24 protein-coding genes and 1 pseudogene are annotated in these 26,112 nt (G+C 59.6%); 13 read left to right on the forward strand and 12 right to left on the reverse strand.

The genetic code is table 11. The annotated features are described in order from the left end of the window. Nucleotides 1–113 precede the first annotated feature (113 nt). Both AC3WTO_RS23635 and AC3WTO_RS23640 read left to right on the forward strand, forming a co-directional pair. Complete coding sequence (locus AC3WTO_RS23635; protein ID WP_492463349.1) at nucleotides 114–1,007, forward strand: helix-turn-helix transcriptional regulator; 894 nt, start codon at nucleotides 114–116, stop codon at nucleotides 1,005–1,007. A 271-nt stretch (nucleotides 1,008–1,278) separates the two neighbouring features. Beyond that, nucleotides 1,279–1,647 carry a Rid family hydrolase gene (locus AC3WTO_RS23640; RefSeq protein WP_492463348.1) on the forward strand — a complete coding sequence of 123 codons (369 nt, stop codon included), beginning with the start codon at nucleotides 1,279–1,281 and terminating at the stop codon, nucleotides 1,645–1,647. Nucleotides 1,648–1,743: 96 nt separating this feature from the next. Here AC3WTO_RS23640 and AC3WTO_RS23645 read toward each other — a convergent pair whose 3' ends face one another. The 3 genes from AC3WTO_RS23645 to AC3WTO_RS23655 all read right to left on the reverse strand — a co-directional run bounded on the left by AC3WTO_RS23645 (nucleotide 1,744) and on the right by AC3WTO_RS23655 (nucleotide 4,844). Then, nucleotides 1,744–2,616, reverse strand: coding sequence for an isocitrate lyase/phosphoenolpyruvate mutase family protein (locus tag AC3WTO_RS23645; RefSeq protein ID WP_492463347.1), 873 nt, complete (start codon nucleotides 2,614–2,616; stop codon nucleotides 1,744–1,746). A 10-nt stretch (nucleotides 2,617–2,626) separates the two neighbouring features. After that, the gene (locus AC3WTO_RS23650; RefSeq protein WP_492463346.1) at nucleotides 2,627–3,826 is read right to left on the reverse strand and encodes a pyridoxal phosphate-dependent aminotransferase; all 1,200 of its coding nucleotides are present in this window, start codon (nucleotides 3,824–3,826) and stop codon (nucleotides 2,627–2,629) included. 94 nt (nucleotides 3,827–3,920) lie between these two features. Continuing rightward, nucleotides 3,921–4,844 (reverse strand): LysR family transcriptional regulator, encoded by a 924-nt coding sequence (locus tag AC3WTO_RS23655; protein WP_492463345.1) that lies wholly within the window; start codon nucleotides 4,842–4,844, stop codon nucleotides 3,921–3,923. A gap of 125 nt (nucleotides 4,845–4,969) precedes the next feature. Between AC3WTO_RS23655 and AC3WTO_RS23660 the strand changes: the two genes are divergently transcribed. The 6 genes from AC3WTO_RS23660 to AC3WTO_RS23685 are packed head-to-tail and all read left to right on the forward strand — an operon-like array spanning nucleotide 4,970 to nucleotide 11,810. Beyond that, complete coding sequence (locus AC3WTO_RS23660) at nucleotides 4,970–6,493, forward strand: alkaline phosphatase family protein (RefSeq protein ID WP_492463344.1); 1,524 nt, start codon at nucleotides 4,970–4,972, stop codon at nucleotides 6,491–6,493. Then, a complete protein-coding gene (locus AC3WTO_RS23665; protein ID WP_492463343.1) occupies nucleotides 6,493–7,650 on the forward strand; it encodes an ABC transporter ATP-binding protein in 1,158 nt (385 codons plus the stop codon). The genes AC3WTO_RS23660 and AC3WTO_RS23665 overlap by 1 nt, the downstream gene beginning before the upstream one ends. Then, nucleotides 7,650–8,579, forward strand: a complete 930-nt coding sequence (locus AC3WTO_RS23670) for a carbohydrate ABC transporter permease (RefSeq protein WP_492463342.1) — start codon at nucleotides 7,650–7,652, stop codon at nucleotides 8,577–8,579. Before AC3WTO_RS23665 ends, AC3WTO_RS23670 begins: the two co-directional genes overlap by 1 nt. Beyond that, nucleotides 8,576–9,403 (forward strand): carbohydrate ABC transporter permease, encoded by an 828-nt coding sequence (locus tag AC3WTO_RS23675; protein ID WP_492463341.1) that lies wholly within the window; start codon nucleotides 8,576–8,578, stop codon nucleotides 9,401–9,403. The genes AC3WTO_RS23670 and AC3WTO_RS23675 overlap by 4 nt, the downstream gene beginning before the upstream one ends. A gap of 18 nt (nucleotides 9,404–9,421) precedes the next feature. Then, the gene (locus AC3WTO_RS23680; protein ID WP_492463340.1) at nucleotides 9,422–10,678 is read left to right on the forward strand and encodes an ABC transporter substrate-binding protein; all 1,257 of its coding nucleotides are present in this window, start codon (nucleotides 9,422–9,424) and stop codon (nucleotides 10,676–10,678) included. A 19-nt stretch (nucleotides 10,679–10,697) separates the two neighbouring features. Then, complete coding sequence (locus AC3WTO_RS23685) at nucleotides 10,698–11,810, forward strand: aminotransferase-like domain-containing protein (RefSeq protein ID WP_492463339.1); 1,113 nt, start codon at nucleotides 10,698–10,700, stop codon at nucleotides 11,808–11,810. A 196-nt stretch (nucleotides 11,811–12,006) separates the two neighbouring features. Here the strand turns inward: AC3WTO_RS23685 and AC3WTO_RS23690 are convergent, their stop codons facing one another. From AC3WTO_RS23690 to aepX, 8 genes are all read right to left on the reverse strand, one after another. Then, entirely contained in the window at nucleotides 12,007–12,942 is a 936-nt protein-coding gene (locus tag AC3WTO_RS23690; protein WP_492463338.1) for an EamA family transporter, read from the reverse strand. 199 nt (nucleotides 12,943–13,141) lie between these two features. Then, a complete protein-coding gene (locus AC3WTO_RS23695; RefSeq protein ID WP_492463337.1) occupies nucleotides 13,142–14,296 on the reverse strand; it encodes an NAD(P)/FAD-dependent oxidoreductase in 1,155 nt (384 codons plus the stop codon). Between the two features lie 31 nt (nucleotides 14,297–14,327). After that, nucleotides 14,328–15,128, reverse strand: coding sequence for an SDR family NAD(P)-dependent oxidoreductase (locus AC3WTO_RS23700; protein WP_492463336.1), 801 nt, complete (start codon nucleotides 15,126–15,128; stop codon nucleotides 14,328–14,330). Beyond that, complete coding sequence (locus AC3WTO_RS23705) at nucleotides 15,125–16,681, reverse strand: hypothetical protein (RefSeq protein ID WP_492463335.1); 1,557 nt, start codon at nucleotides 16,679–16,681, stop codon at nucleotides 15,125–15,127. Before AC3WTO_RS23705 ends, AC3WTO_RS23700 begins: the two co-directional genes overlap by 4 nt. Next, nucleotides 16,678–17,283, reverse strand: coding sequence for a CDP-alcohol phosphatidyltransferase family protein (locus AC3WTO_RS23710; RefSeq protein ID WP_492463334.1), 606 nt, complete (start codon nucleotides 17,281–17,283; stop codon nucleotides 16,678–16,680). Before AC3WTO_RS23710 ends, AC3WTO_RS23705 begins: the two co-directional genes overlap by 4 nt. 29 nt (nucleotides 17,284–17,312) lie before the next feature. Beyond that, nucleotides 17,313–18,110, reverse strand: a complete 798-nt coding sequence (locus AC3WTO_RS23715) for a phosphocholine cytidylyltransferase family protein (protein ID WP_492463333.1) — start codon at nucleotides 18,108–18,110, stop codon at nucleotides 17,313–17,315. Nucleotides 18,111–18,121: 11 nt separating this feature from the next. Next, on the reverse strand, nucleotides 18,122–19,333 hold the full coding sequence (locus AC3WTO_RS23720; protein ID WP_492463332.1) for a pyridoxal phosphate-dependent aminotransferase: 1,212 nt from the start codon (nucleotides 19,331–19,333) through the stop codon (nucleotides 18,122–18,124). Nucleotides 19,334–19,383: 50 nt separating this feature from the next. Then, nucleotides 19,384–20,310 (reverse strand): phosphoenolpyruvate mutase, encoded by a 927-nt coding sequence (gene aepX / locus AC3WTO_RS23725; protein ID WP_492463331.1) that lies wholly within the window; start codon nucleotides 20,308–20,310, stop codon nucleotides 19,384–19,386. A 152-nt stretch (nucleotides 20,311–20,462) separates the two neighbouring features. Here aepX and AC3WTO_RS23730 point away from each other — a divergent pair, with 152 nt between their 5' ends. The 5 genes and pseudogenes from AC3WTO_RS23730 to AC3WTO_RS23750 form a co-directional block, all read left to right on the forward strand. Next, the gene (locus AC3WTO_RS23730; RefSeq protein WP_492463330.1) at nucleotides 20,463–21,416 is read left to right on the forward strand and encodes an IclR family transcriptional regulator; all 954 of its coding nucleotides are present in this window, start codon (nucleotides 20,463–20,465) and stop codon (nucleotides 21,414–21,416) included. 136 nt (nucleotides 21,417–21,552) lie between these two features. Next, nucleotides 21,553–22,443 (forward strand): substrate-binding periplasmic protein, encoded by an 891-nt coding sequence (locus AC3WTO_RS23735; protein ID WP_492463329.1) that lies wholly within the window; start codon nucleotides 21,553–21,555, stop codon nucleotides 22,441–22,443. Nucleotides 22,444–22,459: 16 nt separating this feature from the next. After that, nucleotides 22,460–23,101: an amino acid ABC transporter permease gene (locus AC3WTO_RS23740; RefSeq protein WP_492463328.1), complete on the forward strand. Its 642-nt coding sequence runs from the start codon at nucleotides 22,460–22,462 to the stop codon at nucleotides 23,099–23,101. Beyond that, on the forward strand, nucleotides 23,098–23,820 hold the full coding sequence (locus AC3WTO_RS23745) for an amino acid ABC transporter permease (protein ID WP_492558438.1): 723 nt from the start codon (nucleotides 23,098–23,100) through the stop codon (nucleotides 23,818–23,820). Before AC3WTO_RS23740 ends, AC3WTO_RS23745 begins: the two co-directional genes overlap by 4 nt. Before the next feature lie 6 nt (nucleotides 23,821–23,826). Then, a pseudogene (locus AC3WTO_RS23750) lies at nucleotides 23,827–24,810 on the forward strand (C45 family autoproteolytic acyltransferase/hydrolase); the annotation flags it as partial. Nucleotides 24,811–24,874: 64 nt separating this feature from the next. Here AC3WTO_RS23750 and AC3WTO_RS23755 read toward each other — a convergent pair. After that, nucleotides 24,875–26,047 carry a hypothetical protein gene (locus AC3WTO_RS23755; RefSeq protein WP_492463326.1) on the reverse strand — a complete coding sequence of 391 codons (1,173 nt, stop codon included), beginning with the start codon at nucleotides 26,045–26,047 and terminating at the stop codon, nucleotides 24,875–24,877. Nucleotides 26,048–26,112: the final 65 nt, after the last annotated feature.

The raw sequence follows: 26,112 nt of genomic DNA on the forward strand, positions 1-26,112 counted from the left end.
GCCGCCATGCCTGCCCCCTCCCAAAGGCCCTTGATGGAAATGCTACGCCTTGCAGCGTGAATGAGAATGTGAATTTGTGGTGATTAATTGTAATTTTCTGGGTTTAGCTGGCTATGCATACCGATCCAGCCATTCATCACGATGCTCGCGGTGAGGTGATCGAGCCGGCCATCCAGTCACGTGTCATTCGTATTGGCCGGCCTGCGCAGCGCTGGTTCCATCATGCGCTGCTGCTCACGGGCGGCCATGTTCGTCTCGTGCGCAAGGAGGGACCGGTAACCGTTACCGGTCCGGCCATTGTTTTTTTTCCACCAAGCGTCGAAGAGATGATCACCGTGGCTGCGGGCAGCCGCGGCTATCTTCTCGGCGTGTCACCCGAGATCATTGGCGAAGCGATCGGCGATTATGCGGAGTCGGTTTTGCTGCGCGCGTTTTCCGCCGATTTTTCAGTGAACGAGGCGCTGGAGCCGGCCTGCCTTTCCGAGATGGCCTCGCTGTTTGAAGGTGCCATTGCGGAACTGGTGACGGAGGGCCGTGCCTCGCGGATGGTCTTGTCGGCCTATATGCGTCTGGTCCTGACGGCCATCTGGCGGCTGCAGCGATCTCCCGCTGCACAGGAGCGTCAGGTAAGCGCCGGTTCGATCCTGCAGCGCTTTCGCCAGTCGGTCGAAATCGGGTTCCGCCACCATCGCACCATCGCCGACTATGCCGCGGAGCTCGGCATCACCACCGACAGGTTGCATTCGATCTGCCAGCGCATGTTGTCGCGTTCGCCGATCGAACTGGTGCATGAACGTCTTGTCCAGGAAGCGAAGCAGAGGCTGGAGCGATCCGCCCGCGACGTGCAGGAGATTTCCTACAGCCTTGGTTTTCGCGATCCGGGCAATTTCAGTCATTTCTTCAAACGCAAGACCGGCACCTCACCTGCCCGATATCGCGCTATGGCGGTCAGCAGGAACAATGACGCCCAGCTGCAGACGTCCTCGGATTATCACGACTGGCCCTGAGAGGTCGGCGGCCTGTTGTTGCATGTGGGATGTAGCAAGTTGGATGCCTGAATTGACCAACTGTTCTTTGTTCGCCACTTCAATGCATCAGATCATGTGTGGCGGCGTATTTATTCAGTATGTTTCGAATTTATCTGTAAAATTATCCAAAAATCACTTGCTGAGAAGATAAAGTGGTGGATTTTGAAGTATAATTGGACATCTGCTCGTGGTCCGCAGTACGATGCACGTGGGAAGCGCTCGGCGACAATGGCACACGGGATGGAATCGAATGAGCAATGAGCCGAAAATCGATCGATCGAAGGGGGTAGCCGCGGGCAGGAGTTCCGGCTCGGGGTTCGGCAATCTTGCCTGGGCGGTAGCGACCTCCGACGATAAAAGTCTCGATCTGAAAGGCCAAATCGCAGCCACCTTCGCAAAAATCGACCGCGTGTTGGGAGAGCTGGGGACTGCCCGCCGCAATCTGCTGTCGGTTTCGGTCTTTCTGGCAAATCTTGATGACAAGAAGGCCTTTGATGTCGAGTGGCTGGCCTGGGTAGGGGATGAGCCTGGACATTGGCCCCAGCGCATGTGCATCGGAGCGACGCTGTCGCCAGGGACGCTGGTCGAGATTTCTGTCGTTGCGGCGCGGCCGGGCTAGCGCAATTCCGGAAAAGTGCGTAGCGGTTTGCCGTCCGGAATTACGTAATAACAAAGAGTTAGAGCGTTTCTGTGTTTCAGTGAAACCGGAAACGCTCTAGCGGAGATAGCGCTGCTCGTCTGACCGGACGTCGTCCATTCCCTGAAGTTGAAAAACATCTTCGACGGGCAGCAGGTCTCGGTGGACCTGCTGGACGCCGTCATCGGCTATGACGCGCAAGAACGTTTCCTTCATCGCGGTGGCGGCGGCGCGGATCGCGTAATTGCCGTAGATGACCATGCGGATATTGCCGAGCGCTCGGATACGAGCCGAGCTGAGCTCGGGATAAGCATTGGGCACGATGACCAAGGGGACGGCGCCGTTCCAGGCTTCGGAGAAGCTCTCGATTTCGCCGGGGTCCTTTTTCTTGGAGTGGATCAGGATCATGTCGGCGCCGGCCTGCGCATAGGCATGGGCGCGCGACAGGGCTTCTTTTTCGCCCAGTCCTGCGATCAGCGCTTCAGTGCGCGCAATGACCAGGAAGTCGGGGTCCGATCGTGTCGCCCGCGCGGCTTCGATCTTGCCCTGGAATTCCTCGACACGAACCAGGTCGTGGTGACCGTTCACGGCAAGGCTGGTGACCTTTGGAAACGACTTGTCTTCAATGACGACCGCGCTTGCGCCGGCCCGCTCATATTCGCGAACGGTGTGAATGACGTTGATTGCGTTGCCGTAGCCGGTGTCGACATCGGCGACGATCGGCAGGGAGGTTCTGCCCGCCACAGCCCGAAGCATCTCGAGGTGCTGGGTCATTGAGATCAGGCTCATGTCGGGAAGGCCGTAGAGCGCCGAGAGCTCGAAGCCCGATGCCCATAGTCCGTCGAAGCCTGCCTGCTCGGCAAGGAGCGCCGACAACGGACTGTGCGTCGCCATGACGTGGACGAGACCCTTCTCGGTCATTGCGTGGCGCAGATATGTCGCTTTGCTCATCGTTGGGTCCTCACGTCAGCGCTTCGCACGCATAGATTATCCTCTTGCAGGCCAGATCGAGATCGGTTTGCGAAGAGGCATAAGAAATGCGCAGGAACGACGGCGCCAGGAAAGCTGATCCCGGCACGGCGGCGACGCCGAACTGATTGAGAAGGTAATCCGTGAAATCAATGTCATTGCCAATGACCTTGCCCTGCGGTGTCTGCTTGCCGATAAGGCCGGCGCATGAGGGAAAGGCGTAGAAGGCGCCTTCCGGCAACGGGCAGTTGAGGCCCGGTGCGCGCGCCAGCAAGCCGACGGCAAGGTCGCGTCGCTGCCGAAACTCGGCCACGAAATCCGCGACATAGTGCTGGTCGCCGCCGATCGCCTCGATCGCGGCATATTGCGAGATCGAACTCGTGTGCGATGAAGTCTGACCCTGGATCGTGTTCATGGCCTTGATCAGGTGTGCCGGCCCGGCAGCGTAACCCACGCGCCAGCCAGTCATCGCACTGGCCTTGGAGACGCCGTTGACGATCAGAACTCGCTCGACGAGGTCGGGAGCGACTGAAAGGATAGAGGCGAAGGGAACATCATAGACGAGCTTTTCGTAGATATCGTCGGAAAGGATGTGCACCTGCGGGTGTTCCCGAAGAACTTGCGCCAGGGCAACGAGTTCGTCCGCCGAATAGACCGCACCGGTCGGATTGCAGGGAGAATTCAGGATCAGCCATTTCGTGCGTCTGGAGATCGCGGCGGCGAGCGTTTCGGCCGACAGCTTAAAGCCGCTTTCCGGCGTGCATGGCGCCAGCACCGCTGTTCCGCCTGCCAACGCGACCATGTCCGGATATGAAACCCAACACGGTGCTGGGATGATCGCTTCGTCTCCCGCATCGAGGCTGGCATAGAGTGCGTTGAAGATGACCTGCTTGGCGCCGCAGCCGACGGTTATCTGATCGATGGTGTAGTTCAATCCATAGTCGCGGTTCAGCTTGCCGCAGATCGCCTCGCGAAGCTGCGCGACGCCTGCAACCGCCGTGTAGCGGGTCAGCCCTTCGCCAATGGCACGTACGCCAGCGTCGCGAATTGGTGCCGGCGTCGGAAAATCGGGCTCGCCCTGGCTCAGCACAATGACATTGACGCCACTGGTTCTCAACGCCGCGGCGCGAGCGGTCATCGCCTTTGTTTCCGACGGGCGAACAAGCTGGAGCCGGTTTGAAAGGATCGTCACTGCAAATGCCTCGATTTCATTTCGAGGCCGGTCTGCCGCACTTCGTTGCCGCCAATCAACTCGCGCTATCTAGCAACTGCATGCCACCCATCGATTATTTCGATGTGAACCCAAGCGCCTTCGCTTTGGGCTGGTCCTCCCTGCACAAGCGGACGAGCCACCTGCAGAACATCCTTGCCAGATCCAGATTCTGACTGCGGTCGACGGCATGGGCGTGATACTGCATGCCGCTCGGCGTGCGGGTGCCTTTGACGACCTCCAGCAATCCTTGCTTGATCAGGTCGCGCACAAGCACCTCCGGAGTCACCAACAGGCTTTTTCCATGCGCGATCGCTGGAAGTGCCAGATAGTGGTGGTCGTATCGGGCACCCAACTTTATGTCGTGCTGCCCGATGTCCATTCCCTTCAGCCAAGTCGGAAGGCTATCTGGACGAGACGTGATCGAGACGATCGGAATGCGTGTCACGATGTCGATCTCCTTGCCTGCAACCTGTCGTGGAGCGCCGACGCAAACCAGATCCTCGTTCAGCAGAACCCACCTGTCGGAAGGCTCTGCCAGCGCGAGATCACGCGTGATCAGGACATCGAAATTGTCGGCGGATGTCGGTTGTGAGAGCGTGGTGACGACGTCGACCACCGCGCCGCCGGCTTCGGTGGAGAAGGCCTGGATGTTGGGGATCAGCAGCGTTGAGGCGAAGGTTGGCAGCGACGTCCTGACCAGAATGCGGTTGAGGTCGGTCTGCCGCCGCTTCATGCGCTGCGCAGTGAAGTAGATCGTGTCCAGCGGCTCGCTGACGGCAGTTGCGAAGAGCCTGCCGAACGGGGTCAGTTCGGAATTGCGTCCGCGCCGCTCAACGAGTTTCGATCCGAGATAGTCCTCAAGCACGGCAAGGTGTCTGCTGACCGCGCTTTGCGCGATACCCAGCACGACTGCGGCCCGGGTCACGCTTCTCTCGCGCGCGATCACGGCAAAGGCCCGCACGGAATTGAGCGGCAACGATTCTTGTCCCTCGGGCAAAACAGATTTCTTTCTAAAAACGGGATGATCACATTGGGGCGGATTTAGTTCGAATTATTCGATGATTGTCACAGGAGCGTAACGGCGGGTCGATAGCCCAAAGGTTATCAACAAGGCCCGGATCGATGGCAGAAACCAAATTCGTAATCGTCAGCTTTGACGGGCTTCGGCCGGATCTGATCGATGAACAGCAAACACCAAATCTCTTCCGGCTGAAGACGCTCGGCACAACGCTCGCGGCACAGCGAACGATCTATCCAAGTGAAACCAGGGCCGCCTTCCCGAGTCTTGTCACTGGATCCACAGCGGCCGTTCATGGGATGGTCGGCAACAAATATGTCGACCGCAGCGTCAATCCGCAGCGCTACATAGACACAGCTGACGCGATCCTTCTGGATCGGCTCGACCGTGAAAGCGGTGGCCGGCTGATGAGTGTGCCGACCCTGGGGGAGTTGCTTGGCCGCGCCGGTAAAAGCCTTGCGGTCCTGGCAACCAATACACCGGGCACGACGCGACTCTTCCATCACAAGGCAGAGGCCTTCGGCCATATCCGCCTGTCGGGCCATTTCCCAGAGGCCTGCACGCCAAGGAGCGTCCTTGATGAAATCGTTGCCAGATTCGGGCCGCTGCCACCGGTGCCGCCCGTCGGCGAGCCGGATATTGAAGCGCAGACCCTGATCACCACGGTCTTTCTCGACTATGTCTGGCCTGAACAGGCCCCGGACGTGACCATTCTATCCTATGGCGAGCCGGATACCTGCTCGCATCACAATGGTACGGGCGGCGCCGCGACCCGCCGGGCTATCAAGCATTGCGACGCCGAATTCGGCCGCATACTGGACTGGTGGGAGGCCGAGGGGCGCGCTGCCGGCGTCCAGATCATCGCGCTTTCGGACCATGGCCACATCACGGCGCATACACGTGTTTCCGTCGCGGATAGTCTTTCCGAAGCTGGTTTCAATCCAGGAACTGCACCGGCACCCGATGTCGATGTCGTCATCGTCTCCGGCCAGGTCGGCGCGCTCTACCTTGCCGACCGTGGCAGCAAACAGCTGTCACGGCTCGTCAGCGCGCTCAGCGAGTTTGCCTGGGTCGGTCCGATGTTCACCGCGCCAGGAGACGAGATCGAAGGGATCGTCCCGGGAACCTTCGCAAGCAGCCTTGTCATGGCAAATCACGAACGCGCCCCTGACGTCTATTTCGCCTTTCGCGCGGACGACGGCAGGGACCGGTTCGGTCTGGCAGGCGGGACATATTACGACAATGCGCGGGCACCCGGCCTTGGCGTCCATGGCGGCCTGCACCCGAAGGAACTCGCTTCGGTGGGCATCGTTGCGGGAACGCAGTTCCTGGCCGGCGGGCACGTCTCCAGAGTGCCTTCCGGCATTTGCGACATCACTCCCACCATCCTTGAGGTTCTCGACATGCAGCCACTTTCGAGCATGACAGGTCGGGTGCTTTCAGAGGTACTTGCCCGGCGAGCGGCCGTTGCGCCTTTGCTGGCAACAGTCATGCAGGTTTCGGAAATTCGATCGGGCAATCTCCTGCAGCGCATCCAGCGAACGCAGGTGGGGTCGGCGGTCTATCTGGACGGCGGATGGGCCGAAGCGGTCGGCGCCGGCCTTGCCAGGACGACGGAGGTCGCGTGATGTCCGGCGTGCTGTTCACCGATATCTCGAAATCATATGGAACCACCCAGGTCCTGCGCAATCTCAACCTTGCAGTGGAGGAGGGCGAGTTTCTCACGTTGCTGGGGCCGTCTGGCTGCGGCAAGTCTACCCTCCTGCGCATATTGGCCGGGCTCGAGCCCCAGGATCAGGGGCGCGTTTCGATCGGCGGACGCGTCGTGGATGGCTTGCGCGCAAAACAGCGCGACATCGCGATGGTGTTCCAGTCCTATGCGCTTTATCCGCATATGACGGTCGCTGAAAACATCGGCCTGCCGCTCAGGATGCGGCGGCTCTCTTTCTGGCAACGTATGCCGCTGCTTGGACGCGCGCTTCCCGGAACAGCCGGGGCCAAGGCCGCAATCGCCCAAGAGGTCCAGCAGGCCGCCGGCGCCGTCGGCATCGACCATCTTCTGGGTCGCAAGCCCGGTCAGCTCTCCGGCGGTCAGCGCCAGCGCGTGGCGGTGGGCCGTGCCATGGTGCGCCATCCCGCGGTCTTCCTGATGGACGAGCCACTGTCCAACCTCGACGCGAAATTGCGCGTCCAGATGCGCGCCGAAATAAAGGAACTGCATCGTCGGCTGGGCGTCACCTTCATCTATGTCACCCATGACCAATCGGAGGCGATGACGCTTTCCGATCGTGTCGCCGTGATGCTCGATGGTGAGTTGCTGCAAGTGGCACCGCCGCAGCAGATCTACGCAAATCCGACCGATCGCCGCGTTGCCGAGTTCGTGGGCAGTCCCAAGATCAGCATGCTCGACGGCGTCGTTCGCCAGCGTGGACATATCGAGGCGGGAGGGGCCAGCTTCGCCACCAATGTCGATCTCGACCTGGGTGCCGAAGTGACGCTGGGGATCAGGCCGGAAGCATTCCATCTTTGCGATCGCAACGAACCGGGCGCGATCGCCGGAACCATCCGATTGATCGAACATATGGGTTCCGATCTGTTTGTGCATCTTGCACTGGGCGCCGGCGAACCGCTTGTCGCGCGCCTGCTGGCCGAGCGGGCACCGCATCTCGCGCATGGCCAGCTCGTCAATCTCAGCGTGCGCCCGGACCGGTTCCTGGTTTTTGACAAGAGTGGTGAGCGCATGCTGCCCGCCGCCAATGTCACACCGCTGCGGGAGATTGCCTGATGGCGGCCAGCATCGAGGTGTTTCCTGGCACGCGGCCGGTGTCGAAATCCGTCTCGGCCGTTGGCGAGGCGTTGGCGGCTTACTGTCTCGCCGGCCCGGCAGCCTTCCTGTTGCTTTGTCTCTTTGTCCTGCCGATTGTGGGCGTGATGGTCATATCCGTGACCGACTGGCAGTTCGGCGCGCACACCATGTCCTTCGTTGGTGCCCGCAACTTCGCCGAGCTTTTTGCGGACAAGGCCTTTTGCGCGTCACTTGCCAACACGATCCTTTACGTGTCGATGGTGGTGCCGGGGACCGTTCTTCTGGGGCTTTTCATCGCGCTTTTGATCGAAAGCGGGAAATCGTTTCGCGCCTTTTACCGCGCGATCCATTTCCTGCCTTTCATGGCAACGCTGGCCGCCATGGCGATTGCCTGGGAAGCTTTGCTGCATCCCACGATCGGCCTCGTCAACCAGACCCTCTCCGGGCTCGGACTGCCGACAGCCAACTGGTTGCGCGATGAAAAGACGGTTCTGCCGGTCCTCGCCGTCATCGCCATCTGGCAGAACCTTGGCTTTGCCATGGTGCTTTTCCTGGCCGGGCTGAAATCCATTCCGCGCGATCTCTATCACGCGGCCGACATCGACGGGGCGGACAATTGGCTCGACCGGTTGCGTACCGTGACCTTGCCGATGCTCGGGCCGGTGACGATGTTTGTGGTCATCGTTGTCGCGCTGCGTGCTTTCGAGGCCTTTGACACGGTGCAGATCCTGACCAAGGGCGGACCAGGCACCGCGTCTGAGGTCCTGCTTTATACGCTCTACCGGGAAAGCTTCGAATATCTGCGCACCGGCTATGGCGCCGCGGTCACAATCGTCTTCCTGGTCATCGTGATCGCACTCACGCTCGTCCAGGCTCGCGTCATGGACAGACGGGTGCACTACTCATGAAAATGGATTGGCCTGGCGCAATTGCCCGCCACGTTGTTCTGCTGATGACGGCGGCCACCGTTTCGGTGCCCTTCGTCTGGATGGTCTCCTTGTCGGTGAAGTCGCCGGGTGAGATTTTCCGCGGCTCTTTCTCGCTCCTGCCGCAGCAATGGCATCTGGTCGAGAATTATGGACGCGCTTTGACGGCATCGCCGCTGCCCAAATTCATGCTCAACGGCATCGGCGTCTGCCTCGCTATCCTCACGCTGCAGATCCTGGTCTGCGCGCCGGCCGCCTACGCATTGGCCAAGCTCGAATTCAAGGGACGCGACCTGCTGTTCGGGATCGTGCTGGTTGGTCTCCTGATTCCGCATCAGGTGCTGGCGCTGCCGCAATTCATCATGGGATATCAACTCGGCATCCTGAACACCTATGCCGCGCTGATCTTCCCCTTCATCGTGTCGCCGTTCGGCATCTTCCTGATGCGGCAGTTCTTCAAGACCATACCGGATGACGTAGTCCACGCCGCGCGTCTCGACGGGCTGTCGGAGTTTGCCATCGTCTGGCGTGTGATGGTGCCGATGGCTCTGCCGGCCATCATCGCTTTTTCCATCTTCTCGGTGGTCAGCCACTGGAACGATCTGTTCTGGCCGCTGATTGCCGTCCGTTCCGAAGAGATGATGCCGCCGCCGCTTGGCATCATGACCTTCAAGAATGAGGAGGCGGGCAGTGATTACGGCCCGCTCATGGCCGCCTCAACGCTCGTTGTAGCGCCTCTCATAGTCGCGTTCCTCTCGGCCCAAAGGTGGTTTGTGGAGGGCATTTCAACCGGTGCGGTTCGATAGCTAGAAGGGAACCCAGGCATGAACTCGATGATTTCGCTGTCTGCGATTGCCGTTTTGAATTTGATGGTGATGCAACCTGGCAATGCATCGGCCACTGACCTGCAAATTACTTATGCACCAGCCAATTTTTCCGGGATGTATCAGGCGGTTGCAGACGAATTTATGAAGGAGAATCCAGATCTCAAGATCTCTCTGCAAGGGTATGCCAGCTACAGTGATCTGATGCAGCAGACTTTGCGAGATGGGATAGCAGGGGAGCTTCCGGACGTTTCCCACCAGGGGCTGAATTTCGTCCGGGTCTATGCGGATCGGAAGATGGCGCTTGGGCTTGACGCCTTGATGCGCGACGAGGGGGAAGCGTGGAAACAAGGGCGTGAAGAGTCGATAACAAGGGTCGGGCAGATAGATGGGACCACTTATGCAGTTCCCTTTTCCATCTCGACACAAAACTTGTTTTTCAATCTTGATCTGGTTGAAAAGGCAGGTGCTGATCCAAAAAAACTACCGACGACGTGGCAAGACACAATAACCCTCGCAAAAAAGATAAATGCGATGGGTGGTGGCGTGTCTGGACTCTACTTCGACTATGGCGCGAATTCGGCTCTCGCTTTTCAGACACTGGTATACAGTCAAGGTGGGTCAATGACGACCGCCAACGACTCCGACATCGCGTTTGATGGACCTGCTGGGCAATGGGCCATGAATTTGTTGCAGCAGTTTGGTGAGGCCGGCCAGGTCGACATGACACGGGATAACGCGAGACAGGCCTTCGTTTCTGGCAAGCTTGGCATCTATCAAAATACCAGCAGCAATCTCGGCAATTTTGACAAACAGATCGCGCAGCGATTCCGCTATCAGATGACAGCAGTCCCTTTGATCAAAGGTGGTCAATTGCCAGCGTCGGGCAATGGCATGGTTGTGTTCTCAAAGGATGAGGAAAAGCAGAAGGCGGCTTGGAAATATGTGAAGTTTGCATCGGGTCCAAAGGGTCAGAAGATCATGGCTACGATGACCGGATACGTTCCGGTGAACAGCTCGGTTCGCCGAGATCCGGAGATGGCAAAATTCTACAATGACAATCCGAATTATGCTGTGCCGCTGGATCAGATTGCTTCGCTGACTGCTTGGTATGCTTTTCCTGGCAAGAATGGACCAAAGATTTCCGAACTAATTATTGAAAAGATGCGTAATGTGGTCACACTGCAGACCTCTCCCAAGCAAGCGCTGGGTGAGGCGGCGACTGAGGCCCGCGAACTGCTCAAGACCGGCATGTGAAGCCCGAAGGCATATTCCAATGAATGGTAATGAAGAGGCCTTGGTGGATCTGACCCGGACCATGGCGCCGGATGTTCCGTTGTTGCGCGAGTACTTGCGCAAAGGTTTGGCCCAGGTCGCGGAAAACCCAGACCTTTCAAACATCGTACAAAGGCACAGGTTTCACGGTATCCCCCGCGATTTGGAAGCAGGGGGCGGATGGTTGGCCAAGCGAATGGGTTCGCCTGTCCCGGCCAACCGGTTGTTGCTGACCAGTGGGACGCAAAACATCCTGATGATATTACTTGGCCGGCTGGTTCCGAAAGGAGCAGTCATTGCGACCGAGGAGCTTACCTATGCGGCGCTTGGCCAATTGGCCAAGCTTGCGGGTGTTCCTATTGTGCCAGTCAAAATCGACGCATTTGGTATGCGTTCTGATGACCTTGAAAGGGTTTTCAAAGAAAACAAGGTCGCCTTTGTCTATATAAATCCGACGGGCCATAACCCTACTACCAGCATCATGCCGGTAGATCGGCGCAGTGAGATTGCCTCAATCGCCCGCAAATATGCGGCATATCTGATCGAAGATGACGTGCATGGGTTCATCACTGAGAACGCGCCAAGCCCGATTGCATCGATCGCTCCCGATATCACCTGGTACATCATGACTGTATCAAAGTGCCTGGGAATTGGTCTCAAGACTGCATACCTCGTGGCCCCCAGTGCGTCGGCGCTTGAAGAGATAAAAGCACCGCTGCCTAGCGTTTCTTCCTGGTTCGTGTCCGGGATATCGGCGGAACTCATCACAAATCTGATTGAGTCCGGCGCTGCAGAAGTCATAGCCGCGCAAATCTCTGCAGAGATAGGCAATCGCCAGAGGGTCGCGCAGGAGGTTCTGGGTCAACTGGGTATCATGCACACCAACCCCTCCTCATTGCATGTTTGGCTGGATCTTCCGAAATCCTGGCCCGTCGATGAGCTCGTCAGTGTGGCGCAATCGGCAGGTGTGACGTTGAGAAATCCTCGTGTCTTTGCTGGGCCGGGAGTCAAAGTGGACCACAACGTTCGATTGTCGATGATCGCCCCGCCTAGCCCACAGATATTGAGCGAAGGTCTCACCAGAGTGCGGGAGATTCTGCTTACTCGAATGTAGCTAGAATGGGCTTGCAAGGGGTTGCCAATAAGGGACCCTCATAGCGCCTTCGGTATTTGTTAGCCGTCTGCGGAAGATGGCCGCGTGAGCGGTGGCGGACACATCACGGTGTCGACGCAGTAGCACGCGTCGATACCGTTTGAGATTCTGTCAGGCATTATTGCGCAGGTGGGATTAGACGCCTCTTGAAGCATTTCTATCCGGCAATCCCCGGGGCCGAGTTTACATTGTCTCCCGGATGTGGGCGGCTTGGCCGGAATGCAATGGTCAAGGCCAGAAGCAGCAAGGCACATCCAATAGCGCGATAGAAAGTGAGATATGAGCTGATAACAAAAAAATCAGCTGCGGTGACGAGAAGAAGCCGCAGGAACATCAAGGGCGCAGCTGACTGTATTTTGTCCGAAACGAAGGCGGCATTTAGCGAGAACTGAATTGCAATGGACAATCCGGCGATGACAGTGGAACTCACGATCGCAGGTAGATCGAGGGCATGAAGATTGAATAGCCCCGGGCCTGCTGACCAAGCTGCGCCGAAGACCGTATACCCCAGCGAAACTGACCAACTGGAGGCTCCATCGCGCAGGACGGAATCTCGCGCAATCAGAATATGCGCAGCGGCGAAAACAGGTGAAAGGATTGCAAAGAACAGGGCGCCCCCCATCTCAATGTTTGCCACGCTTGTAATCAGAAAGGCGCCGGAAATACCGACAAAAAATGAAACAGGCGAGGAGATGTTGAGAGGTTCTTTCAATAATATAGCCGAGAAAACGATAAGTATAATTACCTTAAAAAACGAAATGGATGTAATAATAGATATTGGGATAGATTGAAGGCTCGCGTAAATGCAATAGCTCCCTAAAGTTGAAAATGCGGCCGCAAAAGCCATGGACCAAGCGGCTTTCTTGCGCAGATCAATTGATATCAGAATATTGCGGTGGTTACCCGTTGCGAGGGCTGCGAAAAGGAGCAGTGGAATCCCGAAGAGGTAACGCAAGAACAATGCGAGAAACGGCGAAATCACCGATACCTGTGCGGCAACGAAAATGTTCATCACGGTGAACATCGCGGCGTCCACAATCATCCATTTCGCCGCAACAAGCTGTCCACGAGGAATGATGGATACCACGCTCATGGCATTGAACCGACGCGAAAGCTGGCAACGTGGCGAGACTGCAGGGCAGCCGATCTGAGAAGGACAGAATATTCCACCGACCTGTGCGGGGAGTCGTCCACAATAGAGCTTGGGATTGCTTCCGACGTTCGATTTTGACGAAAGGACAGACACCGAGTTACCGCAGTGATGCGGGTATCGAAGGTACACAATCGACGTTTCATTGACCTACTCGCCCTTGTCGCGAGGCGATCGCTCGAATCGTTGTTCGCATAGGCTTGGTGATGGCTCTCAGGCGTTCGTGTTCAGCTGTGTCGGATAGAGAATGCAGTGGTTTCTTAACAATGCCGTGCAGCAGACGCGAAGCTGTGATCTCCCCGATAAGCGGCGCCAACGTAATGCCGCCATGCATGACGGCTACAGAGATAACGACACTCTCTTCCCGTGGACCAACGATTGGCTGATCCCCAACGGGCATCGGGCGCGGGCAGACGGTCCAGTTTCTTGGCATGTCGAGGAAGCCTTCGAGCCAGCGCGTACCAGCCGTCACCAGCTCAAGTCGTTCCTCCTCGACGCGTTTTGTTGCCTCCATCTCGCCTGGCAATGTTGCAACTCCGGCCATGAGGCCGCCTGAACCGGGCCGTATATGGAATCCATCAGTATAGACCACGTGCTTGATGGCACTCGCGCCCTGCGTCGCGAGTGTGAGGAGCGGGCCAGGCAGTGTGTCGATTGGCAGTTCCTGCAACCCGGCCAGTTTGAGAAGCGAGTTGGTGTCATTGCCCGCTGCAAGCACGACCCGATCGAACGTTTCGAGGGTCGATTGCCAACGCAACCTCACCCATTGGTCGGAGGCTTCGATCCCCGCAACACGTGCGCTGAGGAAACGTGCGCCGAACCGTTCGACTGAGGTCTTTACAAGCAGCTTGCACAGTGTGCCTGAATCCACCCAGCCTTCCTCCGCTGCGAGAAAGCGTTCAACCGCGAAATGGGCATGAACCCGCGGTTCGAGGTCGATCATTTCACTGGCGGATACGGACCGGATTTCGCCTCCGGCGGCGGCGAAGGAAGCAGCATCGCGGGCAAGCTTGGCCGCACCTTCGCCAGCCGATGCCATCCGTAGTGTACCGCATTGGTGAAGGAGGTGCTCCGATCCGATCTCGCGTGCCAGTACCTGGTGATAGCGGATCGCCTGCAAGCGGAAAGCAAGGTCCTTGCCGGATCTGCCGAACGCGTTCAGGCAGGCAAAAGACGTTGCTGAGACGGCGCTTCCCGGAGGGGAGGGGTCGAAGATTGTCACCTTCGCCCCGCCCCTGGCCAGGTGATAGGCGATCGAAGCGCCTACAATTCCTGCTCCGACAACAGCAATTTTCATTGAACTGCTCCGTGAAGAGGCGCTTGCCAGTTCAGGCACTGGCCGTCAGTCCGCCATCCACATAAAGAATCTGTCCGGTCACGAACCGTGCCTGTGGCGAGACCAGAAATTGCACGGCGCCGGCGACATCCGCTGGCGTCGCCAGGCGGCCGATGGGAATGTCCGCCACCGCACGGCGAAAGGCTTCCGGATCTTCCAGTGCCTTGTCGTTCTTGTGTGTGCGAACCGCACCGGGCGCGACGCCATTGACGGTGATGCCGTGCTGCGCAAGCTCGGTCGCCTGTTGTTTCAAAAGCGTCGCAAGCCCACCCTTGGCCGCGCAGAAGGCGCTGTAGCCCCTGCCGCGGAAGCCGAGTGTCGAGCGCACCGACAACAGATGTACATGACTGCCACCTCGGCCGGCGGCCACTTGCTGGACGGCTACAGCCTGCGACAGAAACATCGCCGGCCGCAGCGTTCTCGAATAGACCTCGTCGAAGGCGTCTTCGGTCACCTCGAGCAGCTTCTGCTCCTTGTTGAAACCCAGGCAATTGACGAGGATGTCGATCGATCCATGCCGCTCACCGATCGCAACCACATGCTTGCGGACAATCGCAACGTCGCGGGCATCCAGACCGATGCCCTCGGCTGCCCAACCCTGGTCACGAAGCTCGCCTGCAAGCACATTGGCGCGCTCGCCGTCCCGTCCGGCCACGATGCTGGTCGCGCCTGCAACAGCCAATGCCCGTGAGATATCTGCGCCGATCGCGCCATAGCCGCCGACCACGAGCGCGACCTTGCCTTGCAGGCCGAATGCGGTTTCGGCCTGCAACTCCGTTTGGTGAAGCGTCATGATGCGTTCTCCTGTGTTGCCGCCGGGCGCGCATCCGACCGCCAGGCGCGCCAGGTTGAGTGGCCATATTGACCCTTGAAGACTGGCCCGAGATGCTCCTTGGCCGTGCCGCCCAGTCTCAGCTTTCCTGCCAAGGAACCGTCCTCGTTGGGCTCTCCTTCAAAGCCGTAGAACAGCCAGATCGGAATCTGCTCATGGGCTGCCTCCAGGCGTAGATGCCGCCCAATGACTTTTCCGCTGACGGTGCCGACACGGTTTTCAGTATGGTGCGTGCCGACCACGGAGTGCCCAAACTGCTGGAGTTCCAGGTGATGGCTGGCCGAGCCGCGTAAAAACCGGACATCGACCTGCCAGGTTCCCGACAAGTCAATTGCGGGCTTTGCTTCAGGAGCCTGGGGCGCGATGCTGGAAGGATCGGCAAAGGCAGCCGCCAATGCGCTCCCGACGATCTCGGCCTCACTGTCGGACAGATTGATGGGATCGAGGATCGTGGACGTTCTCGTCGACCAGAAATCGTGGATCAGGATGCGCGGTCGCTGCCTCAGCAAGGCAAGCCGCAGCTCTTCGCTATCGAAGGGGATGCGGGCGAAATCCCAGGAGACCTTGAGCCGGGTGGCGGTCACCGATCCAGGCCAGGTCTTGATCTCGGTCGATACGCCGGCAATGGTGGAGAGATGTGCGCGTATCCGTTCCAGGCGCGGCACCCATTGATTTCGTTCATCCCTTGCCGAACGGTGATTGATCCACCTGTCGAGGGCCGCGACCGCTCCAACCATTTCCTCCTTGCCGACTTTCATCGAGCGGCCGAAGGCCTGGTGTGGTGCGCCGTTCCACCAGATCGCCTGGCAGAGCGACTTTTCCCCCAGTACAATCGCCGTCGACTGCGGCGCGCGCAGATATTTGCCACCAGCGTAAACGACGAGGTCTGCCCCGCTGTCGATCCATCGATCCGGCATGCCGGGAGAAAGACCGGCCGCATCGACGAGGATAGGCACGTCATGGGCTTTCGCGAGCGGCAGAATGGATGCCATGGGAAGTATTGTCGTCGCGTCGAGGCGGCCGACGAGGCAGACCATTGCTGCCCCCTCCATCGCCTTCTCCAGTTCGGTGTAGGTCGCAACGCTGACGATCTCGCCACCGGCGATACGCATGGCCTGTTCATAAGCGAAGCGCTGATCCGCAGGGATCAGAACCTTGTTGCGCAGCCCTGTCGTATCGGGCAGCCGCAGCATCAGTTCGGGATTGTTCCCGGCGATGCATGCCGCTGTCGCCAGTGCGAGGCTCGCGGCAGTGCCTGCCGTCACGACGCCCCATTCGGCGCCGGTCAGCGCGGCCAATCGTTGCCCAACCCCATCGGCCAGCTCGTCCATGTCCACGAATGCTTCGGCAGCTGCATTCATGGCCGCGATCACTTCGTCGGAGGGATTGCTGGCGCCATAGATCGTCCGCACCCCAGCGCATTGGATGATGGGTTCGACGCCCAGGGCGCGAAAGACTGCGCCGGCAGAAGAAGGCGCGGCCGGCAGCTGCTTGATTGTCGAGTGCGTGTTCATCCCAGCGTCCTCGAGGCGAGCAGCAATGACGAGGCGACGCAGAAGGCTGTAACGACCGCGTACATCGCGCCCTGTGTTTTCGGCACGCTCAAAGGCGCGATGTGAAGCAGGGCCAATACGATGAGCGCAATGGCAAGAAGCGGCGGGAATGTATGTTCCGCAATCAGGGGACGAAGCAGAAACAGGACCGCGGTGAGGGGGACCGCATAGGTCGTCGGCACCCCGATGAACCGCCCGCCGGGCGAACCGAACACGTTGAAGTAGCTAAGGCGCAACGCACTCGCCAGAACCAGCGTTGCCGCTGCCAGGATGGAGAGGAACGACCCCTGTCCGACGGTAATCAAGGTGACCGCGGGAAAGATACCCGCGCTTACCAGGTCGGCCAGGGAATCGAGATTTTTGCCCACCTCGCCGGTCTCCCTTGCTCGTCCCTTGGTACGCTTGGCGACCACTCCATCGAGGTGGTCGGCGAGCAGGGCCCACAGCGTGATTGCCACGCCCGCTTCCGGGCGCCCGGCAAGGGCAAAGCTGATGCCAATGACAGACAGAGCGAGGCCCGCCCCGGTGATGGCGTTTGCCGGATCGGCTAGTTGTCGAAGCATGTTGGTTCCTCCTAGGCCCGGGCGATGGATCAGACAGCCCGCGACAGCACTGGAAGCTCTGGCGACGGAGCGAAGAGACTTTCCGCCATTCTCAGATCCTGGGTGTTGTCGATCTCGTACCATTTCACGGTGTCGCAGCGCGCCGCCGCGATCTTGAGGCCGTTGCCAATCAGCCGCGCGAGTACCTGTTCGGTATAGGTCGTGCCGGCTCCCGTACCGATCAGGTCGTCAAGGGCAGGGACGATGACGCCTGAGAGGGTGGCGCGGGAAAAGCGGAACAGATTGAGCGTCTTGAAGAGGCGTGGGCCACCCATCTGCTTCAGGTCGGCTGCGGTCTGCTTCATGCGCACTTCTGCGATGGTCGCCTGCGGGCCAAGCACGACGGCGGAACCTTCCATCTCCTCGGTGAAGGGCGCGACCGCGGCCACGTCGCCCGCACCGGTGGCCATCAGCGATACCAGGGCCTGCCGCTCGAAGAAGACATCCCCTTCAAGCAGGAAGATATCGCCGCTCAGCAAGGTATGACGTGCTAGCCAGAGCGAATAGGCGCTGCCGGTGCGGTCGTAGACAGTGGATTCGACGTAGTCGATGTCGACGCCGGCAAAACGGTCACCGCAGGCGTACTCGATTGCATCCTTGCGGTAGCCGACGACGATGGTGGCCGACTTCACGCCCATGGCGCCAAGGTGACGCAATGCGTTGTGAATGATCGAGACGCCCAGGACTTCCACCAGGGGTTTCGGCCGGAAATCGGTCAACGGCCGTAGCCGCGAACCCATGCCTGCAGCCAGGATGACTGCGCTTTGCGGGACTTCATTCCTGAACATGACAATCTTCCTTAGGCTACGTTGCGAGTTGCTTTGGTCCATGCATCAAAGGTTCCGACGAGCCGCTCCAGGCCAAGGGCGAGCTTGTCATGGGCAATCCCGTAGGAGAGGCGAAGACCCATCGGGTCGCCGAAGGCGCTGCCGGACACACCGGCCACGCCGGCTTCGGCGAGCAGGGCGTTGACGGCATCGTCCGCATTCCGTGGTGTGGCTGAACCCGGGCCTATGTCGGCGAGTCCGCCAAGATCGAGGTAGAAATAGAATCCGCCCTGCGCAGCAGGCAGCGGCGCGAGCGTCTGGCGTGACAGGATGTCGAGCCCGAGCCGTCGAGCCTGCGCCAACTGGTCGGAAAGACGTCTTTCATAGCTGCCGTCGCCGCGTCGCAGATGTTCCAGGACCGCGTGCTGGGCAATCACGTTAGGGTTGGACGTCGTGTGGGACTGCAGTGCCTTGGCTGCGTCGATCACGCTCTTTGGGCCGGCCATGTATCCGATCCGCCAGCCGGTCAGAGCAAGTGTCTTGGAGTACGCGTTGATGATGACGGTTCGCGAGCGAACCTCTGGCACCAGCGATACTATGGGATGATGGACATACGGCGCATGGGCGAATGCCCCGTAGCATTCATCGAAGATGATCCAGAGATCGTGACGGATCGCCAGCTCGGCGATGCGCTCCAGCGTGGTCTGGTCATAGACGACGCCTGTCGGATTGCCGGGCGTGTTGACGACGATGGCGCGCGTCTTTGGCGTGATGGCCCGTTCGAGTTCCTGAGGTCTCGGGACATAGCCGTTGTCGCGCGTATCGACATGCACCGGCCGACCGCCGGCAATCAGCGCCTGTGCCGGAAAAGTCGTCCAGTACGGGCTCGGGATGATAACCTCATCGCCCGGATCCAGCAGGACCATGGCCGTGTTGAAAAGGGCCTGCTTGGCGCCGCTCGTGACGGCTATTTCGTCGGCCTGCCAGGCCTGCCCGGTTTCACGAGATACTTTTGCGGCGAGGGCTTCACGCAGTTCACGAAGCCCGACGGTATCGGTGTATCTGTTCTCACCGCGTTCAATGGCAGCCAGTGCACCCTCGCGGATGCTGGGCGCCAGGTCGCTCCATATTTCCCCGGCTGTCAGGTCAATGACTTGTTTGCCGGCATCGGCCGCCGCCTTGGCGGCTGCACGAGCGGCAGCCGTCCCCGACGACGCAAAAAGTTGCGTGCGTTTCGCCAACATGGTCGGCCCTCATGAGGTTGAAGTTTTGTTGGGTTAAGGTCCGCCGGCAGCTATTCTGCAGCAACGGGGGGAAGATACCGCGTCTCGGCTTCGGCCAGCTCGCGGTAGTTGAGCAGATCGAACACATCGTCGAGTGTGGCGACTTCGTTTTCGATGCCGGCGATCGTCTCCTCACGAAGGATGCGTTCGCAGACCTGACGCATGGCCGAGACGGCCGCGCGCATGTTGTGATTGGCCCAGATCACCGTCGAGATCTTGGCAGTGCGATATTCATCTACCGGGGTGCGGTAGTACTTCGTGGGCACAATCACCAATGGCAGGCGGTTGCTCCATTCCTTGGCGAAGGACAGGATCTCTCCGGCATCCGACTTGCGGGAATGGATCAGGATCGCATCGGCACCAGCGTCGGCGTAGGCATGCGCACGCATCAGCGCTTCCTGCTGATCGTAACCTGCGATGAGTGCCTCGACGCGAGCCACCAGGACGAAGTCTTCCGAGCCCAGAGTGTCCTTTACCGCGCGCAGCCGGCCGCAGAATTCGCTGACTTCCGCCAAAGGGTGACGGTCGCCGACAAAGGAGTTCATCTTGGGAAAACCCTTGTCCTCGAGGCAGACGCCGGCAGCACCGTGCTGAAAGAGTTTCTTGGCCGCAAGCCTGGCATTGTTGAAGTTGCCGAAGCCGCTATCGCCATCCACCAGGATGGGGATGGAGGCTGCATCAGCCATCCGCTCAACGACTTCGACAAGTTGCGTCCACGATGCTTCGTTGGCGTCGCGATAGCCGAGACTTGACGCGATCGACAGGCCGGATGCCCACAGTCCCTTGAAACCCGCGCGTTCCGCGATGGTAGCTGAAAGCGCGTCATGCGCCTCCATGATGAAGCCGAGTGTATTGGCCTGGATAATTCCGCGCAGACTTGGCTTGGCTGCGGCCGAAACGGCAGCGGTCGAAAGGCCTGCTTCTCCTGTATGCGACATCGATGCTCACTCCCAACTGAGGTGCATTTCCGTTCGTAACAACAGCTCGAACATGGAGGCACTCTGCCGGACCGTTCTTGGGCCGGCCGACCAAAAGGCGCCGCGATTTGCTTGAGCGTTATCGAACTGTCATACGGTAGTCACACCACATTATGGTTGTCAATTGCAAAAATATCCGAATTATGGATATATATTTTAGCCGGCTAGGGCTGCGTTGGCATGGACTTGCCAAGGCAGGCGCTATCGGGCATTGGGGAGGAAACAGGGGGCTGAAACACACGCTGCGGATGCCAAAGACAGTCAAAGACGCGGAGCTGGCAAGCGGGACGCAACTTCTGGACCGCGCTGTCGCCGTGTTGAATTTTGTCGGCGACGCGGCAGGAACAGGCGCCAGCATTGCCGATATCAGCGAAGGGCTGAACCTCAAGCAACCGACGGCCCATCGAATTGCAGTGGCCCTCGAGCGCCATCGGTTGATCGACCGGGATGCTCTCACCAAGCGTTATCGTTTGGGCCTTGGGCTTTTCGTACTGGGTGTTCATGCCGCTGACGAGTCCGGGCTGCGCACCCTGGCCCAGCCCGCGCTGACACGCATCGGCGCTGCGACCGGCGACACCGTCTTTCTGATGGCCCGATCGGGGGTCAATGCGATCTGCGTCGACCGCCACCAGGGAACCTATATGATAGATAGCCTTACCGGCGGTATCGGCGGCCAGATCCCGCTCGGCGTCGGTTCGGCCAGCCTGGCGATTCTGGCTTCATTGCCTCCACTGGAGGCAGACGCCATCATCGAGGCAAATTCGCCACTATACCCGCAGCATCACGGACTGACGGCGGGTCGTGTGCGCAGTCTGTTGCCGGAAATTCGCCAGGAAGGATACGCCCTGGACAAGGGCGATCTCGTCGCGGGCATCTCGGCTTTCGCGGTCGCAATCAACCCGGGTCGAAGGCCAAGCGGCGTTGCGATTGCCGTGAACATGACCAGCGCGAGGCTCTCACCGGAGCGATTCGAGCAGCTGCTACCGCTGGTCAGGCGCGAAGTGCAGCAACTGGAAGCGCAGATCAATCCGCTGGAGATAACCTTTCGCCAGCGCACAAGTCGTTGACGTGAAAAGATATTCCGCTTTGGCTCCACTCGGGGGCATTCGCCACGTTTACAAGTAAGCCGGCAAGTATTAGAGTTTACTCATATTACGGATATTGGTCGGCTGAAATCCCCTCTCGTGTGGAGTGTTGGGACAGATGGTTTGCGCTCGACGTGTTGATCGCGTTTGCCTTGGTGTCGCGTTCCTGGCGCTGATCGTCTCGCTGTTTTCGAGAACCGTTGTGGCGTCGGAACGCTACCAGCTGAGCGAGCCGGGCACGCTGAGTGTGGCAATCACCGGGGACATGCCGGGCCTCGTCGCGCTTGACGGCTCGCTCTCGGGTTATGACGGCGAAATCCTCCAGACGGCTGCGACGCGGCTCGGCCTCAAGATCAGGCCGGTTCCGATGGATTGGTCCGGCGCGATCGCCGCGACCCAGTCCGGCCAGGTCGACATCATCGGCGGCAACGTCGCCTGGACGCGACAACGGGCCGATGTTCTGATCATGACTGATCCGACAGCCTATTTCCAGAATGGGATCACCCAGAAGATCGGGCAGAACTGGAACAGCCTTGCAGATCTCGAGAACAAGAAAGTCGGGTCGATGATCGGCTTTGGTTTTCTGGTTGAGCTGCGCAGGCTGCCCGGTCTGCAGCTGATGCTCTACGACACGCCTGACGCGGCAATGCGTGACTTGGTCATCGGCAGGATCGACGCCATGATCGGCGACCCGCCTGCCATCGACTACGCCGTCTCACGCAATCCTGACTGGAAGCTGCATACGGTCCCTTTCATCGACAACAATCCTGACTTCCCGTTGTTGACGAGCACCGGCCGGCAATATGTCTTTGGTCTCTCCAAAGACAATCAAGCGCTCGCCGATGACTTGAGCCGCGAGATCAGGCGGCTTTGGTCTGATTGCGAAGTCAGGCTTATCGGCAAGAACTATGGCTTGTTGAGCGACATTAACTTCGTGCCTTCGGCGGATAATTTCCGCGCCGGCGTCGACAGGCCGGCTGATTGGTCTGCACCGCGTTGCCGGCAATAGTGGGCGGATGGCAGCAGTGATCGACCTCGCCGTTGTCCTGTTGATATTGTTGGATGGTGCGAGGATCACTGTCACAATTGCCTTCGGTGCGCTGATGCTGGCCGTTGCGCTGGGCTTCGCCCTGGCCTCGGCCAGTTTCCTGCTCCGCTCTGGTATCGTCGATAGGCTCATTGCGATCTACGCTGAGATCCTTCGTACCATACCCAGTCTGATCTGGCTGCTTCTGGTGTATTTTGGCCTGGCGCATATCGGGATCAGGCTCCCGCCGGTCCCAGCGGCCACGGTTGGACTTGGTATCATAGGGTCGGCGACGCTTGTGGAGGTTTTCGCCACCGCATTCCGGTCCGTGGCTGCAAAACAATGCGAACCTGCGCTTGCGCTAGGACTTTCCCCGATACTGGCTTTCCGGCTGGTCATCGTCCCGAACTCCTGGCGAATAAGCCTGCCGCCGCTCGGCAATTATGCGCTCGCCCTCATCAAAGACACGACGCTGGCCGCCGCAATCGCTGCACCGGAGCTCATGTTCCAGGCGCGTGCGCTGGTGAACCGCACATTCGAAACCGGGATGATCTATGGGTTTGCGGCATCCATCTATCTCGGCGTCGCCTTCATCCTGTTCCAGCTGACCAAGCGATTTGAGCAGGTGGCCTCGCAATGATGGAGGACATTGCCTTCTATCTTGTGGACTGGGGTCCGCGGCTTTTCGAGGCCGCGTCGCTCACGCTGCTGTTGACCGCAGCAGGTTTTTCGGGCGCGTTCTTGCTCGGCCTTGGCCTGGAAGTCGTCGGGACATCTCGCAGTGCGAGACTGCGTGGTGCCGTCAGCTGTTATGTCTGGATCGCGCGCGCCATACCGCTGCTGATTGTTCTCTACGTCCTTTACTCCGTACTGCCCGGATTGGGCTTGACGCTGTCGCCACTCCTGGCGGGCACCCTTGGCCTTGTCCTTGTACACGGTGCCAATCTGGCCGAGGTGCTGCGCGCAGGGATGCAGGCGGTGGAGCAGGGGCAATGGGAGGCTGCGCGCGCGCTTGGCTTTTCACGCCTCCTCAGTCTGCGCCTTGTCGTCGTTCCCCAGGCCGTGCGCCATATGTCCGGACCAGTGCTTGTTGCCCTGATCTCGGTGCTCAAGGACAGTTCCGTCTGCGCACTGATCGGTGTCAACGAACTGACGCTGACTTCCCGGGCAATCATGTCCGAGAGCTTCATGCCACTGCACGTGTTCCTGCTCGCCGGTCTTTTCTACCTTGCGCTCGGTTGGCCGGTTTCTGTGCTGGCGCGTGCGATCGAGCGGCGGGCGAACAACCATCTCTGTCCACGACCTCGACATTCGCGGGCGCAGACGCGGGCAGCGCGGCTGGTGCAATCGGCGAGGTAAGAGGCGATGGCGCCAACGACTGTTCCGGTCATCGTCTTGCAAGGCGCGCCTTATGAGCGCGGCCTTCAGCATGGAACCGCATTCGAGCGCGAAATCGTCTCCGATCTGGACCGGCTTGCGAAGTCTGTTCCGACGCGTGCCTTTCTCAGGGCGCGACGCGAAGCGGAGACGTCCTGGCGAACCCTGGCTATCCTTGCCCCTGACATAGCCTCCGAAGTCGAGGGAATCGCCAACGGTGCGCATTGCACGGCCGAGGACATCTTCCTCAACATCGGTTTCGAGTTTTTCGGAGAACCGGCGCCAACCGGTTGCAGCGCGTTGGCCTTCAAGGGCGCTCCTGGCGCGATTGTCGGCCAGAACTGGGACGCACCGCGCGGCATGAAATCTGGCTTGGTGCTCTTCATCCACTGTGGCCCGGACGGCTTTCGGATGGCGACTGTGGCATCCAGGGGCACACTTGGCTGGGTTGGTCAGAATGGCCACGGCCTCGGTCTGGTGACCAACGATCTGATGCTCGACGCCACCACGGCTGGTCTGCCCAGCCAGGTGGTACGGCGACTGATGTTGACTGAACCCGATGTGCCGGGCGCGCTGAGTCTGTTGCGGCGATTGCCGCATATGAGTGGGCGGAGTTACCTGCTTGCCGATGCCTGCGGACGGATAGCAGCGGTGGAAGTGTCGCCGGCGGCCGGCGTCAAAGTTATCGCCGGCACCGGGCCGCTCATCCACACCAACCACGCGCTGCTGGGCGAGACGAGGGCCGTCGAGAACAGCGCCGTTCTACAACGGATATATCCGTCGACCTACGATCGTTATGCCACACTTGCCAGCGCGGCCGAGTCGATGCGCGCTGTAGCCGACGCCATGCGCGTGCTGCGCAATCGTAAAGGCGCGCCGAACGCCGTTTCGAAGAGCGTTTCGCACCAGGAAGCGACCGAAACGGCGTTTTCGATCGTGTGCGATCCCGCGGCCGGGGTGCTGCATGTCTGTCTGGGCCTTCCCCATGCGGGCACGTTCGTCACGCACAGCCTCTCGGGCCGCGAGCTCGCCACTGTCAGGCGGCGCTCAGATCAGATCTCGCCAGCTGTGCGCGCCGATATTCAGCAAACCTTGCCGCAAGTTCACTCGCGATCTCCTCGCAGTCGGCAAGAGGCACGGCCGGGCAGTCGAAGCCGATTTCTTCGCGGATGATTGCGGCGGAATCCGTCGTGAAGTGGATGGTGCCGTCCGCTTCGACGGACTCGATGCCGTCGAACTTCTGGCAGGCGCGGTTGATGGCGACGGCCTGCTCGATCGACAATCCTTCGGGCAGGTCAATGGATATTCCCTCTGTTGAAATTCGGACCGGATAACCGCCGACGAGGCCAAGGGGACCTGGAGCATGGACGACGCGGTCTATGCCATCAGCCAGCGTCCGCAGGACGGCAGTCGCCGAAGAAGCAGTCACGGATTGTCCGGCCAGACCCTTTACGCGCCGGAAGCGTCCAGCGACGGTGCTGAACAGTGCATTATGATCGATTGCCTCGGTCGGCAGGATCTCGTCGTCGAGATAGAAACTCAGATGATAGGGCGCGCCGTCCGTCCCGCCTGAACTCGGCATCCGGTAGCTCAGGAAGTGATGGGCAAAGAAGCGCACGCCAATACGCCTGACGTCGCAGCCAAGAAGATGGGCCGCCGCCAGCTGGATTCCCGGAACAGCGTTGGCGATGTTGCCGATACCGATCACCGGAGCGGCGCTTTCAGCTGCGAGCGCCGCATTGGTGACATCGGGATAGGAGGCGTTGACGACTTTGCTCTGTACGCCAGCCAGCCGAACGGCCTGCATCAGTCGGCGCACCAGGACCAGATGCATGGCTGCCCAGACACCACCGCGTGCCTGGTCCAGGCGCTGGAAGGCTGCTTGCGGCAGCTGGGTGATAACCCACCATGAATGCAGTGTCGTTGCATTGAAAATGATGTCCGGCTGAAGTGCCGCGAGATAGGCTGCCGTTTCCTCGACATTCATCAGGTCGACGACGGCAACCTCGATCCTGGCGTGATGGCCGAGATTTGCCGCGGTGTAGCGCGCCAGGTTCGCTCGCAGCGATACTTTCTGGCTCTCGCGTGCCGCTATGTGGATGTCGTAGCCGCGGCCGCTCTGGCTTAGAAAATCAAGAACGCCGCCGCCGAGCACGCCGCAGCCGAGTATCAATATCCTGGTGGGATGGTCGCCCGTTTCGAGACCCATGTACGTCTGCCTCAGAGTTGATGGTTGGTTCGACGTGAGCGACAATGGCAGTGCTATGTGACAGC

The sequence above is a fragment of the Mesorhizobium sp. EU05-FHT14A09 genome (assembly GCF_058790995.1).